Source organism: Actinomadura gamaensis, assembly GCF_042652125.1.
GTDB lineage: Bacteria > Actinomycetota > Actinomycetes > Streptosporangiales > Streptosporangiaceae > Spirillospora > Spirillospora gamaensis.
This window is the reverse complement of the sequence record NZ_JBHSIT010000001.1, coordinates 204,658-218,677: the sequence shown is the minus strand read 5'-3', so window position 1 is coordinate 218,677 and position 14,020 is coordinate 204,658. Positions and strand designations below refer to the sequence as shown.

13 protein-coding genes are annotated in these 14,020 nt (G+C 74.0%); 6 read left to right on the top strand and 7 right to left on the bottom strand.

The window, feature by feature from the left end:
• Positions 1-14: 14 nt before the first annotated feature.
• The gene (locus ACFPCY_RS01065) at positions 15-869 is read right to left on the bottom strand and encodes a hypothetical protein (protein WP_378251631.1); all 855 of its coding nucleotides are present in this window, start codon (positions 867-869) and stop codon (positions 15-17) included.
• 110 nt (positions 870-979) lie between these two features.
• Here ACFPCY_RS01065 and hisN point away from each other — a divergent pair, with 110 nt between their 5' ends.
• From hisN to lhgO, 3 genes are all read left to right on the top strand, one after another.
• Positions 980-1,783, top strand: a complete 804-nt coding sequence (gene hisN, locus ACFPCY_RS01060) for a histidinol-phosphatase (RefSeq protein WP_378251630.1) — start codon at positions 980-982, stop codon at positions 1,781-1,783.
• Positions 1,784-2,016: 233 nt separating this feature from the next.
• Positions 2,017-2,208: a hypothetical protein gene (locus ACFPCY_RS01055; protein ID WP_378251629.1), complete on the top strand. Its 192-nt coding sequence runs from the start codon at positions 2,017-2,019 to the stop codon at positions 2,206-2,208.
• A 61-nt stretch (positions 2,209-2,269) separates the two neighbouring features.
• Positions 2,270-3,457 carry an L-2-hydroxyglutarate oxidase gene (gene lhgO, locus ACFPCY_RS01050; protein ID WP_378251628.1) on the top strand — a complete coding sequence of 396 codons (1,188 nt, stop codon included), beginning with the start codon at positions 2,270-2,272 and terminating at the stop codon, positions 3,455-3,457.
• Here the strand turns inward: lhgO and ACFPCY_RS01045 are convergent.
• The 3 genes from ACFPCY_RS01045 to ACFPCY_RS01035 form a co-directional block, all read right to left on the bottom strand.
• Positions 3,454-3,948, bottom strand: coding sequence for a GNAT family N-acetyltransferase (locus tag ACFPCY_RS01045; protein WP_378251627.1), 495 nt, complete (start codon positions 3,946-3,948; stop codon positions 3,454-3,456). The two genes, lhgO and ACFPCY_RS01045, sit on opposite strands and share 4 nt — an antisense overlap.
• A gap of 75 nt (positions 3,949-4,023) precedes the next feature.
• On the bottom strand, positions 4,024-5,487 hold the full coding sequence (locus ACFPCY_RS01040) for a carboxylesterase/lipase family protein (RefSeq protein WP_378251626.1): 1,464 nt from the start codon (positions 5,485-5,487) through the stop codon (positions 4,024-4,026).
• Between the two features lie 42 nt (positions 5,488-5,529).
• Positions 5,530-6,144 (bottom strand): TetR/AcrR family transcriptional regulator, encoded by a 615-nt coding sequence (locus ACFPCY_RS01035; protein WP_378251625.1) that lies wholly within the window; start codon positions 6,142-6,144, stop codon positions 5,530-5,532.
• Between the two features lie 48 nt (positions 6,145-6,192).
• Between ACFPCY_RS01035 and ACFPCY_RS01030 the strand changes: the two genes are divergently transcribed.
• Positions 6,193-6,372 (top strand): hypothetical protein, encoded by a 180-nt coding sequence (locus tag ACFPCY_RS01030; protein WP_378251624.1) that lies wholly within the window; start codon positions 6,193-6,195, stop codon positions 6,370-6,372.
• Positions 6,373-6,500: 128 nt separating this feature from the next.
• Entirely contained in the window at positions 6,501-7,961 is a 1,461-nt protein-coding gene (locus ACFPCY_RS01025; RefSeq protein WP_378251623.1) for an aldehyde dehydrogenase family protein, read from the top strand.
• On the opposite strand, the gene ACFPCY_RS01020 is transcribed toward ACFPCY_RS01025, so the two are convergent.
• Together ACFPCY_RS01020 and ACFPCY_RS01015 are read right to left on the bottom strand one after the other, a co-directional pair.
• The gene (locus ACFPCY_RS01020) at positions 7,958-8,761 is read right to left on the bottom strand and encodes an SDR family oxidoreductase (protein ID WP_378251622.1); all 804 of its coding nucleotides are present in this window, start codon (positions 8,759-8,761) and stop codon (positions 7,958-7,960) included. The genes ACFPCY_RS01025 and ACFPCY_RS01020 overlap by 4 nt on opposite strands.
• Positions 8,758-10,110: a cytochrome P450 gene (locus ACFPCY_RS01015; protein WP_378251621.1), complete on the bottom strand. Its 1,353-nt coding sequence runs from the start codon at positions 10,108-10,110 to the stop codon at positions 8,758-8,760. Before ACFPCY_RS01015 ends, ACFPCY_RS01020 begins: the two co-directional genes overlap by 4 nt.
• A 291-nt stretch (positions 10,111-10,401) precedes the next feature.
• On the opposite strand from ACFPCY_RS01015, the gene ACFPCY_RS01010 reads away from it, so the two are divergent.
• Complete coding sequence (locus ACFPCY_RS01010) at positions 10,402-11,091, top strand: L,D-transpeptidase family protein (RefSeq protein ID WP_378251620.1); 690 nt, start codon at positions 10,402-10,404, stop codon at positions 11,089-11,091.
• Here ACFPCY_RS01010 and ACFPCY_RS01005 read toward each other — a convergent pair.
• On the bottom strand, positions 11,088-14,018 hold the full coding sequence (locus ACFPCY_RS01005; RefSeq protein WP_378251619.1) for an AMP-binding protein: 2,931 nt from the start codon (positions 14,016-14,018) through the stop codon (positions 11,088-11,090). The genes ACFPCY_RS01010 and ACFPCY_RS01005 overlap by 4 nt on opposite strands.
• Between the last annotated feature and the right edge of the window lie 2 nt (positions 14,019-14,020).

Genomic DNA, 14,020 nt, shown 5'->3' with positions numbered 1-14,020 from the left:
CCGCCGGGGCGGCCTCAGCTCTCGGAGAAGCGGTCGAACAGGGTCGCGGCGCGCGCCTCGGTCTCCTGGAGCACCCGGACGTGCTCGGGCGCCAGCTCCTCGACGCACTGGGTCATCGCCTGCGTGACGTGCGAGAACGCCGTCTCCTCGGCGGCCCGCAGCGCCGCCCGGACGGTCGCGGACCGGGCGCCGAGCGTGGCCCACTCCAGCTCCAGCCGCGCCACCGCCTCGTCGAACGTCCGCGTGATCTCGACGGTCTCCTCGCGCATCTCGTCCGGGACCGGGCCGCGGCCCACCTGGCGGGCCCGCGTGGACAGCCCCGAGATGCGGCTCGCCAGCGCCAGGCCCTCGCGCGCCATCGGCAGCACGCCGTGGATCAGCTCGGTCACCGCCTTCGCCAGCTCCTCCACCCGCGTGAGCAGCGTCTGCGTCGCCTCCTCCAGGGCGGAGGAGGTCCGCGCGGCGACCTGCTCGGCGACGTCGCGCTGCCGCCGGGTCAGCTCCGGGACGATCTCCCCCTCCAGCCGGCGCCGCAGCTCCCGCGCCCGCCCGGACCCCCGGTCCCCCGGACGGGTCCGGTCGAGCCAGTCCGCCCAGATCCGCTCGACCCGCTCGGCCCCGGACGCCGCGATCTCCGCGGTGATCTCGTCCATCGCCTCCCCGGACCGCGACTTCAGCCGGTCCACCCGGCCGTACAGGGCGTCCCGCTTGAACGGGTCGTTCAGCTCGTTCAGCAACGCCTGCAGCCGGCGGGACACGTCGATCGCGTGCTCCGCCAGCGGGACGAGCCGGTCGGCGAGTTCGTCGAGCGTGGAGGCCCGGCGCGGGTCGGTCAGTTCGGCCACCCACCCGGGAAGGTCGTGCGCCATGCCGCCATCGTCCCATCCCGGCACGCTCCGCCGCCCCTCCGCCACGCTTCGGAGCCGAGCTTCCCGTTAGGCTGTCGCCGCGGCGGGTGATCGCGGTAGCGTGTCCGGCCGTGGCGAGCTATTCCGATGACCTGCGACTGGCGCACGTCCTGGCCGACGCGGCCGACGACATCACCACCAAGCGGTTCCGCGCCCTGGACCTGGAGGTCGAGTCCAAGCCCGACCTGACCCCCGTCAGCGACGCCGACCGCAGCGTGGAGGAGCAGATCCGGGGCACGCTGTCGCGCGCCCGGCCGCGCGACGCGGTGCTGGGCGAGGAGTACGGCCGCACCGGCGGCGGGCGGCGCTGCTGGATCGTCGACCCGATCGACGCCACGAAGAACTTCGTCCGCGGCGTCCCGGTGTGGGCGACGCTGATCGCGCTCATGGAGTACGACGAGGTCGTGGTCGGCGTGGTGTCCGCGCCGTCGCTGAACCGGCGCTGGTGGGCGATGCGCGACGGCGGCGCCTGGACGGGCCGCAGCCTGAACCGCGCGCAGCGGATCCAGGTGTCGCAGGTGTCCGAGCTGGCGAACGCGTCGCTGTCGTTCTCGTCCCTCGGCGGGTGGGAGGAGCAGGGACGCCTCGACAAGTTCCTCGATCTCACCCGCTCGGTCTGGCGGACGCGCGCGTTCGGCGACTTCTGGTCGCACATGATGGTCGCCGAGGGCGCGGTCGACATCTCCGCCGAGCCCGAGGTGTCCCTGTGGGACCTGGCCGCGCTCCAGGTGATCGTCGAGGAGGCGGGCGGGATGTTCACCGACCTGTCCGGCGTCCCCGGCCCGGACGGCGGCAGCGTCGTGTGCACCAACGGGCAGCTCCACGCGGAGGTCCTGAAGGCCCTCGGCGGCGGTCGCCTCACCCTCCGCGTCTGACCCCGGACGGGCCGCAGACGGACCCCGAACGGACTTCGAACGGACGCCGGAGGGACGCCGGACGGGGCCACGGACCGGCCACGGACCGGCCACGGACGGGCCGGCCGTTCGGTTCCGGGAACGTGCTCACCTGCGCGGTCGGCGCTCGACCGCCGGGGAAACGCGACATATCGTGGAACCGGCGGCCCGCCTCGGCCGTCTTACATGTGGGCGGCCGTACGGAGGTTCAGACCATGTCATCGCCGGCAAAAATCGCCATCGGCGGCGTGATCGTCGCACTGGTGCTCTGGGTGTTCCTGCCGACCTGGGTGGTCGGCCTGCTGGTGCTCGCCGCGATCGGCCTGCCGGTCGCGGGCTACCTGATGCTCGACCCGTCGCAGCGCAAGCGGGTGCGCGCGCAGAGCCGCAAGCGCCTGGGAAGCTGACGCGGGCCGGCTCCGGCCGTGCGGCTGGGCGGGCGGACCGTCCGCCCCGTAGGGTGCCCGGATGACCGAAACGCGCATCGGCGTGGTCGGCGCGGGCATCCTGGGGCTGGCGGTGGCGCGCCGCCTGGGCGAGGTCCGCCCGGACGCGCGGATCACCGTCCTCGACAAGGAGGACCGGGTCGCCGCCCACCAGACCGGCCACAACAGCGGCGTCGCCCACGCGGGCCTGTACTACGCGCCCGGCTCCCTCAAGGCCACCCTCTGCCGCCAGGGCATCGGCCTGCTCAGGGAGTACTGCGCCGACCGCGGGCTCCCCTACGACGAGTGCGGCAAGGTCGTCGTGGCCCGGACGACCCGCGAGCTCGAACCGCTCCTGGAGATCGAGAAACGCGCCATCGCCAACGGCGTCCCGGGCCTGCGCCGCCTCACCCCCGCCGAACTGCGCGAAGTCGAACCCCACGCCCGAGGCGTCGCCGCCCTCCACTCCCCCACCACCGCGATCGTCGATTTCCCCGCGATCGCCCGCGCCTACGCCCGCGACGTGACCGACGCGGGCGGCTCCGTCCGGCTCGGTTTCGAGGTCGTCCGAATCTCCCCTCTCGGGGAACGCGTCGCCGTCGCGTCCCGCGACGAGGAACTGGTCTTCGACCGCCTGGTGATCTGCGCGGGCCTCCAGTCCGACCGCGTGGCCCGCCTCGCCGGCGACGGCCCGGCCCCCGCGATCATCCCGTTCCGCGGCGAGTACTACCGCCTGACCAGGCCGGACCTCGTCCGCGGCCTGATCTACCCCGTCCCCGACCCGCGCTACCCGTTCCTCGGCGTCCACTTCACCCGCCGCGTGGACGGCGGCGTGGACGTGGGGCCCAACGCCGTCCTGGCCCTGGCCCGCGAAGGCTACCGCCGCCGCGACCTGAACCCCCGCGACCTGTCCGAAACCCTCCGCTGGCCCGGCTTCACCTCCCTGGCCCGCCAGCACTGGCGAACCGGCGCCAAGGAGATGTACGGCTCCCTGTTCAAGCGCGCCTTCGTCAAGGAGGCCCGCACCTTCGTCCCGTCGCTGAGGCCCTCGGACGTGGTACCGGCCCCTGCCGGCGTCCGCGCCCAGGCCATCGACCCGGACGGCTCCCTGGTGGACGACTTCCGCATCAACCACCTGGGGCCGATCACGTCCGTCCGCAACGCCCCGTCCCCCGGCGCCACGTCCTCCCTGGCCATAGCCCGCCACATCGTCGCCGAAGCCTTCGGCTAGGCGAGGGACTTGCGCATGACGATCGTGGGGCGGCCCTTGGCCACGTCCGGACGGCGGTCGACTTCCGCGTAGCCGAGGGCCGTCCAGAACTTGAAGGCTTCGACGTTGTTCTCCAGGACGCCGAGCCAGACTACGGAGTCTCCCCGCCCGCGAAGGCGCGCCTCGGCCGCCGCGGCGACGGCCCGTCCCAGGCCCTGTCCTCGCCGGTCGCCGTGCACCACCAGGAAGCCGATCCAAGGGGCCTTGTCGCGGGGGTGCCGGAGCAGCAGCTCGACGTAGCCGACGAGCGCTCCGGCCTCGTCCCGCGCGGCGAGCACCTCGTAGCCGTCCTGGCCGAGCTCGCCGCGCACGAACCCCTCGACGGCCTCGACCGTCACGGCGTCGGGGTCGAGGTCGCCGCTGTACCGCCAGTAGTCGGGATTGGACGCGAAGACGGCGTGAATCTCGGCGAGCTCGTCCCCGTCCAAGGTCACCGGCATCAGACTGATCACCCGCCGACTATCCCAGCCCCTCTCGGCACCCCCCACCGATTTCCCCCGCAACCGCTCCCGCACGGCCCCCGGGCATCAGGCGGGCCAGAGGCGGCGGAGGTGTTCGTTGGGGGCGTTGACCAGGGGGTTCTTCGCGTCGCCGAAGCGGCGGGTCTGGCGGGTCGCGGGGGTGTAGCGGGGCCAGCCGGGGGTGCCGGTGGTGGCGAAGTCGACCCAGGACTTGTGCATGGTGTCGGCGAGGGGCTGGGGCGGGTTGGGGCCGGCGAGGCCGGCGGTGTCGGGGGTGTCGAGGTTGTCGAAGACGAAGCCGATCTCCAGGGCGTGGCAGGCGCCGAGGTCCTCGACGGGGCTGCGCCAGGCGAACTCGTACATCCAGGTCTGGCCGGTGTGGGCCGCGGCCAGGCGGGTGGCGGGGATGCGGAAGAGGGACTCGGTGATCAGGGCGGCGAGGAGGTCGCCGGGGGCGTCGTGGAGGTCGCGGTGGGCGTCGATGACCTCGCCGGGGACGCCCATGGCGGACGCGATGGGCGTCACCAGCTCGTGCGTGAGGGCCTTGGCGAGGCCGTTCGGCATGAGGAAGAGGCGGAACTCCTCGGCGTTGTAGCCGATGAGGAGGTCGGTGCCCGCGGCGGCGCCGGCGGCGACGGCGTCCTCGGGGGTGCGGGTCAGCAGGTCGCCGTCCAGGACGGGGGCGTGCGACATCGCGGTGCGGGCGGTGGTCTCGCCCCAGCGGCCCGCGTCCGGGAAGGTGGCGACCTCGCCGGCGACGGCCGCCTGGACCGGGATGATCCGGGACGGCGGCAGTTCGGCGAACGCGGCGGCGGTGGGTTCGACGCCGAGGCGGCGGGCGGTCTCGGCGAGGACGAGGGCGGCGTCCTCGGGGGTCTGGGCGACGTTGCCGCCGCCGCTCTGCGCGATGGCGCGGCGGAAGAGGCCGAGGTCGAGGGAGAGCAGCGTGTTGACGCTCATCGAGCCCGCGGACTCGCCGAAGACGGTGATGTTGCCGGGGTCGCCGCCGAAGGCCGCGATGTTGTCGCGGACCCATTCCAGGGCGAAGATCTGGTCGCGCAGGCCGCGGTTGGACGGCGCGTCCGGGAAGTGCGCGAAGCCCTCGACGCCGAGGCGGTAGTTGAGGGTGACGCAGACGACGCCGTCGCGCGCGAAGTTCGCGCCCGAGTAGACCGGGACGGCGCCGGAGCCGTTGCGGAACGCGCCGCCGTGGATCCAGACCATGACCGGGAGGCCGGAGCCGCCGGGGTCGGGCGTCCAGACGTTGAGGTTGAGGCAGTCCTCGCCCGGGATGACCGGGTCGGGCAGGAGCCGGTCGAACGGCCTGGGGTAGGCGGGCTTGGGGGCGGTCGGGCCGTACTCGACGGTGTCGCGGACGCCGTCCCAGGGTTCGGGCGGGCGCGGCGCGCGGAAGCGGTCCGCGCCGAAGGGCGGCGCGGCGTAGGGGATGCCGAGGTAGGCCGAGACGCCGTTCTCCAGGACGCTGCCCCTGACCTTGCCGTGTCGGGTGGCGACGATCGCCGACTCCATGCGCGCCTCCGGCGTTCTAGAACGAGGTTCGAGGATTGCAGCCTAACCCGGCAGCAGCCGGGAGAGGTGGACGCGGGCGAAAGCCCGGATGTCCGACTCGTCCTCCAGCGGGATGCCGCCGCCCGGGATCAGCAGCACCGAGACCGCGACGCGCAGCATGACCTCGGACGCCGCGGAGATCTCGGCCGGGTCGGCGGCGGGCAGGGCGCGGCGGAGCCGGGCGGCGAGGATGTCCCGGGCGGCGAGCAGCACCGCCGCGCCGTTCATCCCGAGCTGCCGGACGAACACCTCCGGCTCGCTCTGCAGCACGCGGGTGATCAGCGGGTGCGAGCGGGCCGCCGCGAGGCCGACCACGAAGCCCTCGACGACGGCGTCCACCGCGTTCCCGCGGCTCTCGGTCGCGTCCGAGATCGCGGTGAGGAAGCGCCGGACCTCGCGCAGGTTGACGGCCTGGAGCAGCTGCTCCTTGTTGGTGAAGCGGCGGTAGATGGTGGTGCGGGCGACCCCGGCGCGGCGCGCGACGTCCTCGACGCTGACCCGGCGCAGCCCGTAGGTCTCGAACTCGGCGAGCGCCGCGTCGAGGATGCGGGTGTCGAGGTCGTCGGGGTCCGGGGCGGCCTCCAGCAGCCCGGCCAGCGGGGACGCGTCCATGGTCATGCCCGCACCCTATGCTGGCCGCCGCGGGGGAACATAGTTACAATCCTCATGTTTTTGTTCCTCCACGGCTACCCCCGGCGGCGACCCATGACGGCCACGACCGCGCCCCCGCCTCTCGGGCCGACCTCGCTGACCTGGGCCTACCTCGCCGACACCCGGCTGCTGCTGGTCGGGCCGCGCGCCGCCGTGCTCCAGAACACCCGCGAAGGCCGTCCACGCGTCCGCTGAACCGGAACCGCGAACGCGGAGCCGGCCCCTTTCCGCTGGGCGGAAAGCGGAGCACCGGGCGGGACGGAACAAGGCCGACAATGCGCGGAAGGCCACCGGCCGCGACGGCGCGGCCCGAAGGAGACACGATGCCCATCACCCGCGCGCTGCTGATCGGCGGCAAGGACGTCCCCGCCCGGTCGGGGCGGACGACCGACGACGTCTCCCCCTTCACCGGCGAGGTGTACGCGACCGTCGCGGCGGCCGGGCCCGAGGACGTCACGGCGGCCGTGGACGCGGCGCACGCGGCGTTCGAGGGATGGGCCGCGCTGTCCCCGTTCGCCCGCCGCGCGATCTTCCTGCGCGCCGCCGACCTGCTGGAGGAGCGCGCCGAATCGGTGATCGCGCTGATGGCCGCCGAGGTCGGCGGGACGGCGCCGTGGGCCGGGTTCAACGTCATGCTCGCCGCGAACATGCTGCGCGAGGCCGCCGCCGCGATCACCGCGCCGCGCGGGGACGTCCTCGCGGCGCAGGAGGAGGGCGCGCTCGGCCTCGCGGTGCGCGAGCCGGTCGGCGTCGTCGCGGCGTTCTCGCCGTGGAACGCGCCGGTCATCCTGGGCGTCCGGTCGGTCGCGGCGGCGCTCGCGGCCGGGAACACCGTCGTGATGAAGCCCAGCGAGGACGCGCCGATCGCGTGCGGCCTGCTCGTCGCGGACGTGCTGCGCGAGGCGGGCCTCCCGGACGGCGTGCTGAACGTCGTCACCAACGACCCGGCGGACGCCGCCGAGGTCGCCGAGACGCTGATCGCGGACCCGCGCGTCCGGGCGGTGAACTTCACCGGCTCGACCGGCGTCGGCCGGATCATCGGCACGCACGCCGCGAAGCACCTCAAGCCCGCGCTGCTGGAGCTGGGCGGCAAGAACGCGATCATCGTCCTGGACGACGCGGACGTCGACTACGCCGTGGACGCCGCCACGTTCGGCGTGTTCATGAACGCGGGCCAGATCTGCATGTCGGGCGACCGGGTGCTGGTGCACGAGTCGCTCGCGGAGGAGTTCACCGCGAAGTTCGCGGCGAAGGTCGCCGGGCTGCCGTCCGGCGACCCGTCGGTGCCGTCCACGGTGATCGGGCCGCTGGTCACCCGCGACGCCGCCCGGCGCGTCGCGGCGCTGGTCGAGGACGCCGTGGCCAAGGGCGCGACCGTGGTCACCGGCGGCGGCGAGCCGGACGGGGCCGTCCACCCGGCGACCGTCCTCACCGGCCTGCCGCGGGACGCCGAGCTCTTCCACGGCGAGGCGTTCGGCCCGGTGTGCGTGCTCGACACGTTCGGCACCGACGACGAGGCCGTGGCCAAGGCCAACGACACCGAGCACGGCCTGACCGCCGGGATCATCACCGAGAACGGCACCCACGGGCTGCGCGTCGCGCGCCGGCTCAGGACCGGGATCGTGCACGTCAACGACCAGTCGGTCGGCGACGAGCCGCAGGCGCCGTTCGGCGGGTTCGGGCTGTCCGGGTACGGGCGGTTCGGCGGTCGCTGGGGCCTGGAGGCGTTCTCGAACACCCGCTGGGTGACCCTCGCCACCCAGCAGGCGCACTACCCGTTCTAGTTCCGGATGCGGTCGTCGTAGGACTTGCGGGCCTCGCGGTCCCAGTCGAGGAAGACCTTGTCCAGCCGGTACATCCGCATCACGGCCTCCCGGACGCGCTCGGGGAACAGCTGCCCGAGCCGCGTCGGGAGGCCCAGGCTGGACGGCACGACGACCTGCGCGCGCGGCCGTCCGATGAGCGCGACGACGGCGTCCGCGATGTCCTCGGGCTCGCAGTTCCTCTGCCCGCGCGGCGACTGCGTGCCCGCGATGAGCTCGGTGTTGGTGAAGGACGGCAGGACGGCGCTCACGTGCACGCCGCTGTCCAGCACCTCCAGCCGCGTCGCCTCGGTGAACGCGACGACGGCGGCCTTGCTCGCGTTGTAGAGCGCGAGGCCGGGCGTCGGAAGCAGGCCCGCGACGGACGCGATGTTGACGACGTGCCCGCGCCCGCGCGGCAGCATCCGGCCGAGCGCGAGCTTCGTGCCGAGCATGACGCCGTGGACGTTGATGTCCAGGCAGCGGCGCGCGTCCGCGTCCGACTCTCCGGTCACCGGGCCGATCGGCATGATGCCCGCGTTGTTGACGAGCACGTCGACCGGGCCGTGCGCGGCCTCCGCCGCCGCGAGGAACGCCTCGAACGACTCGCGCGAGGTGACGTCCACCGGGAGCGCCGTCACGCCGAGCCGCTCCCCCGCCGCTTTTGCGGCGGCCTCGTCGATGTCGCCGATGACGACCGTCCCGCCCTTGGCCTTGCACGCGCGCGCGGTGGCGAAGCCGATCCCGCGCGCGCCACCGGTGATGACGACGACCTTGCTCATGACAGGCGCTCCAGGTGGACGGGGAGCCCGTCCTTCGGGGACGGGAGGGACGTGGTGTCGAGCGGCCACGTGTAGCGGCCCGGCACGCTCCAGCGGTACCGCAGCAGCCACTGGTGCATGACGCTTTTGACCTGCATGCCCGCGAAGTGCAGTCCGATGCACTTGTGCGCGCCGCCGCCGAACGGCGACCAGGCGTACCGGTGCGCCCTGTCCTCGCGCCGTTCGGGCGAGAACCGGTCCGGGTCGAAGCGGTCCGGGTCGGGCCAGACGTCCGGCATGCGGTGGTTGGTGAGCTGCGGGACGACCACGGTCGTCCCGGCGGGGATGTGGTAGCCGAGCACCTGCGTGTCCTTGACGGCCTTGCGCGGCAGCGCCGGGACGGGCGACACCAGCCGCAGCGACTCCTTCATCACCGCGTCGATGCCGGTCATGGCGTCCAGGTCGGCGAAGTCGAGGACCTCCTTGCCGAGCGCGACCGACTCGTCCCGCAGCCGCTCCTGCCACTCGGGGTGCTTGGCCAGGTAGTAGGCCATGGTGGTGAGCGTGATCGTGGTGGTGTCGTGCGCCGCCATCAGCGCGAAGATCATGTGGTTGACGACGTCCTCGTCGGTGAACCGGTGGCCGTCGTCGGTCTCGGCGGCGCAGAGCGCGGCGAACAGGTCGTCGCCGCCGTCCCGGCGCTTGGCGGGCAGGTGCGTCCGGAAGAACTCCTCCAGCGTCCGCCGCGCGCGCAGGCCCCGGTGCCAGCGCAGGCCCGGCACCGGGAAGCGGACGTAGGCGGTCCCGGCGCGGACGGCGTCGACGAACGCGCCGTTGATCCGGTCGGCCTCGGCGCGGTCGAGGTCCACGCCCATGAACACGTCGGTGGCGAGGTCGAGCGTGAGCTGCTTGACGTGGTCGTAGACCTTGAACCCGCGCCCCGTCTCCCAGGCGTCCAGGCCCTTGCCGATGCTCGGGGCCATCGTCGCCTGGTACGCCTCCAGCCGCCGCCGGGTGAACGCCTGCTGCATGATGCGCCGGTGGTGCAGGTGCTCCTCGAAGTCGAGGAGCATGATGCCGCGGGTGAAGAACGGGCCGATGAAGAAACTCCACGCCGGGCCGTTCGCGAACGCCTTGTCCCGGTTGACCAGCACGACCTCGGCGGCCTCCGGGCCCTGGACGGTGACGGTCCGCTGGCCGAGCAGCCAGCTCCAGCTCACCGGGCCGAACCGGGCGTACCGGTCGCGCGACACGTCGAACGGGCGCCGCATCACGGCGAGCGTGTTGCCGACGTACGGGAGGCCCGGCGCCCCGACGACCGGCTTGAGGCCGCTGCCCGCGGGCGGGGCGGCGAGAACGCGCGTGGCCATGCGGTACCTCCCGGCACCGGGGCCGCGGCCCGCCGGAGCCGGCCCGTCCGGTGCGCTACAAAAGTGCGATATTTGTCCCTCTGTTGTAGCGTGCCGCTTCCCCGCGTGTCCACCCTCCCGGCCCGGCGCGAGGCCCGGCGCTGCGGCCCGGCGCTGCGGCCCGGCGCGGCCCCGGCGCTGCGACCCGATGCGGGGGCCTGGCTTCGCCCGCAGCGGAGGCGGCGGTAAAGCTTGCGTCCGCGTTCGGTGTCACCGGGGGTGGACGCGTCCTGTCCGGCCTAACCTCCGGCCATGCTCGCCGGTCTCGCGCTCGCCGCCGCCTCCGCCGCATCCGCCGCCGTCCTCGCCGTTCCCGCAGGGCAGGCCGTGCCCGCAGGGCAGGCCGTGCCCGCCTCCCGGTCCGTCTCGCACCGGGAGGACGTTCGGGCCCTGCAACTCCGGCTGCAAGCCCTGCGCTACGACCCCGGCCCGGCGAACGGCGCCTTCACCGGCTTCACCCGCTCCGCCGTCTGGGCGTTCCAGCAGGTGAACGACATGGCTCCGACCGGCAGGCTGGACGGCCGGCTCCAGTGGGCGCTCGCCCATCCGAAGTGGCCGCGCCCGCTGACCGCCGACCGGTCCCGCGACCGGGTGGACGTCAGCGTCCGGCGCCAGGTGCTCGTCGTCTACAAGGGCGGCCGGGTCGCGCTCATCTCGCACATTTCCACAGCTTCGGGACGGCACTACTGCGACGCCGGGCACTGCGGCGTCGCGCGCACGCCGCGCGGCGACTTCCACGTCACCCACCGGCTGCGCGGATGGCACCGGTCGCCGCTCGGCTACATGTACCGGCCGCTGTACTTCTACTACGGCTACGCGATCCACGGCTCCGTGAGCGTGCCGAACCATCCGGCGTCGCACGGCTGCGTCCGCGTGCCGATGCACACCGCCGACATGCTTCCCGGCCTGGTGCGTGACGGCGAGCCCGTCCACGTCCGCTAGCGCAGGAGGCGGCGGCGAGCGGCGGCCGTCAGGCGGCGGTACGCGCCGGACGAGTCGCGGTAGTACGTCTCGCCCGCGCCGGGTTCCGGGACGCCCTCCTCGCGCAGCGCGCGCGGGTCGAGCCGGTGCCCGGCGGTGACCGGGATGGCGTCCACCACGCGGACGACCGCCGGACGCAGCTCGGGCTCGACGCGCAGCAGCGTCTCGGCGAGATCGACGGGCTTCAGGTCGGTGTCCGCGCACAGCGTGATCGCGGCGGCGACGATCTCGGAGTCCCCGGCCGGGACGCCGTAGACCGCGACGGCGTCCACCTGCGGCAGGTCGCCGAGCGCGTCGCGGGCCGGGCCCGGCGGGACGATCCCGGCGGCCGTGCGGATCAGCTCGGCGTCCCGTCCGACCGGCCAGAAGTCGCCGTCCTCGTCGCGGCGGAACAGGTCGCCGGTGACCTTCCAGGCGTCCTCGGGCGCGAACACGCCGCGCAGCGGCCGGCGCCCGCTCTGCACGGTGTCCGGCCGGACGCGCGCGAGCAGCATCCCGATCTCGCCGGGCGCGGCGTCCTCGGCGAACCCGTCCGGCCCCTCGACGAGCCGTCCGCGCTCCAGGTCGTAGCGCGCGAGCCGCACCTCGGCGCTGCCCGGCAGCGGGCGCCCGAGCGAGCCCGGCTTCTTGCCGCTGAGGTTGACCAGGACGGCCTCGCCCTCGGTGGACGCGTAGAACTCCAGCACGCGCGCGGGCGCGAACCGCTCCTCGACGCGCCGCCACAGCCCGCGCGGCATCCCGGACCCGATGAACAGCCGCACCGGATGGTGCCGCTCGGCCGGGTTCGGCGGCGCGTTGACCAGCTCGCGCAGCAGCGTCCAGGTGTACGACGCGACGGTCACGCCGTAGCGGCGCGCCTCGTCCCAGAACGTCTCGGGGTCGTAGGCCGACGCGAGCGCCAGCCGGGATCCGCCCGCGACCGCGCCGCCGAGCGACATCATCAGCGCGGACGGGTGCGGCAGCGGCGTGATCGAGAAGACCGTGTCGGCCGGGGACAGCGCCGCCGACGACGCGGTCCCGAACGCCGACAGCGCCCACCGCCGGTTCGTGATGCGGTTCGCGCGGGTGTGCTCGCCGTCCCCGGCGAACAGCACGAACGCGACGTCGCCCGCGCGGCCGGGGTTCGGCCGGTACCAGGCGGGCAGCGGCACGGCGTCCGGGTCGATCTCCTCCATGTCGGGGATGTCCGGCTCGTCCCGCCGGGTCTGCACCCCGCCCAGCAGGTGGACGGGCAGCCCGAGCGCCGCGCCGGCGGACGCGTTGTCCGGGTCGGTGATCACCCGCGTCACCCCGGCGAGGGCCGCCTCGCGCGCGGGGTCGCCGTCCGGGCGCAGCAGGACGGCGACCGCGCCGAGCCGGCTCAGCGCGGCGACCAGCGCGAGCGCGGTCGGACGCGTGTGCATGAGCACGCCCACCGGGTCGCCCTGCCGGACCCCGATGTGGATCAGGCCCTTCACGACGGCGTCGATGCGCTTCTTCGCGGCGTCCTGGGTGTAGGCGCGGCCCTGGTAGAGGAAGAAGACGCCGTCCGGCGCGCGGTCGTGCTGCTCGTCCAGGAGCAGGCCGAGCGACATCCGCGTGTCGTGCTGGATGCGCTCCAGGCGCGCGAGCCGAGGCAGGTTCTGCGTCGCCTCGTGGGCGAGCAGGCGGGTCCCGCTGACGACGCGCGACGCCCTCCGGACGGCCGACCGCACCGTGTTCGCGCCGATCCCGACGGCGAGGTTGAGGCCGTATCCGGCCGTCCCGCCGGGCGGCGCGGGCGACTCCGCGCCCTCGTCGCCGTTCACCCTCGTCACCGGGAGCGGCAGGTCGGCCGCGCCCGTCCGCCACCGGGCCCATTCGGCGACGGTCGGCCACGTCTGCGCCATCGCGAGCGACCCGACGACCAGGCCGAAGTGCCCGGCGCGCAGCGACACCTCGTACACCTCGGCGCGCGGCGCGGCCCGCCGGATGCCCCGGATCATCGGCGGCGGCGCGATCTCGTCCACCTCGCCGACGAACGTCAGCACCGGGCAGGTGATGTCGGCGAGCGTGACGAGCCGGTCGCCGATGACGAACCCGCCGGTCAGCATCCGGTTGTGCTGGACGAACTGGCGGACGAACTCGGCCAGCGCCGGCCCCGGCCACGCCACCCAGCCGGTGCGCTCCAGGAACTGCCGCTGCCGCTCGCGCGGCGCGAGCGCCTCGCGGTCGTGCAGCTGGAGCAGGAAGTCCACCCGGCTGCGCACCGACTTGACCGGGCTGAGCAGCTGGAACCCGGTCCGCGTCACCCAGCCGGGGACGTCGAAGTTGCGCAGCAGCGCGTCCGGGACGCGCTCGGCGGCGTCGGTCGCGAGCCAGCTCGGCAGCCCGAACGGCAGCCCGACCGACGTGTCGGCGGGACTGCCGAACGTCACGATCGACTCGATGCCGCGGCTGCGCCGGTAGGCGGCGGCCTGGTAGACGAACATGCCGCCCTGCGAGTAGCCGCCGACGTGCACGTCGCGTCCGGTCGCGGCGCGCACCCGGTCGATCGCGTCGCTCACCGCGAGGACGTGGTCGGTGATCGTCCGCTCCAGCCCGCCCGGCTCGCGCTCGGGCGCGCCGAAGTCGACCACCCACGGGTCCACGCCGAGGCGGTGCAGCTCGGCGACCGCGCTCACCCGCGACGAGATGTCGTACACCTCGGCCGTGATCATCAGCGGCGGGACGAGCAGCAGCACCGGACGCTTGTCGTCCTCCAGCTCGGCCGGGAAGTAATGGCGCAGCCGATACGTGCGCTGCTGCGCGACCACTTCGCTCGGCGACGCGTCCTCGTCGGTGGCCAGCCCGCCGAAGCGGGCGACTTCCAGGGCGTTCTGCGCGGTGGATCCCAGCCGAGCCCCGAGCCGGAGCAGGGATCTCGTCACAG

What these genes read in the sequence shown, in the direction of transcription:
- ACFPCY_RS01015 (WP_378251621.1), bottom strand. Translation starts at nt 10,110, where the DNA reads ATGGCCACGCGCGTTCTCGCCGCCCCGCCCGCGGGCAGCGGCCTCAAG.
- ACFPCY_RS01020 (WP_378251622.1), bottom strand. Translation starts at nt 8,761, where the DNA reads ATGAGCAAGGTCGTCGTCATCACCGGTGGCGCGCGCGGGATCGGCTTC.
- ACFPCY_RS01065 (WP_378251631.1), bottom strand. Translation starts at nt 869, where the DNA reads ATGGCGCACGACCTTCCCGGGTGGGTGGCCGAACTGACCGACCCGCGC.
- ACFPCY_RS01040 (WP_378251626.1), bottom strand. Translation starts at nt 5,487, where the DNA reads ATGGAGTCGGCGATCGTCGCCACCCGACACGGCAAGGTCAGGGGCAGC.
- ACFPCY_RS01035 (WP_378251625.1), bottom strand. Translation starts at nt 6,144, where the DNA reads ATGACCATGGACGCGTCCCCGCTGGCCGGGCTGCTGGAGGCCGCCCCG.
- lhgO (WP_378251628.1), top strand. Translation starts at nt 2,270, where the DNA reads ATGACCGAAACGCGCATCGGCGTGGTCGGCGCGGGCATCCTGGGGCTG.
- ACFPCY_RS01025 (WP_378251623.1), top strand. Translation starts at nt 6,501, where the DNA reads ATGCCCATCACCCGCGCGCTGCTGATCGGCGGCAAGGACGTCCCCGCC.
- ACFPCY_RS01055 (WP_378251629.1), top strand. Translation starts at nt 2,017, where the DNA reads ATGTCATCGCCGGCAAAAATCGCCATCGGCGGCGTGATCGTCGCACTG.
- ACFPCY_RS01010 (WP_378251620.1), top strand. Translation starts at nt 10,402, where the DNA reads ATGCTCGCCGGTCTCGCGCTCGCCGCCGCCTCCGCCGCATCCGCCGCC.
- ACFPCY_RS01030 (WP_378251624.1), top strand. Translation starts at nt 6,193, where the DNA reads ATGTTTTTGTTCCTCCACGGCTACCCCCGGCGGCGACCCATGACGGCC.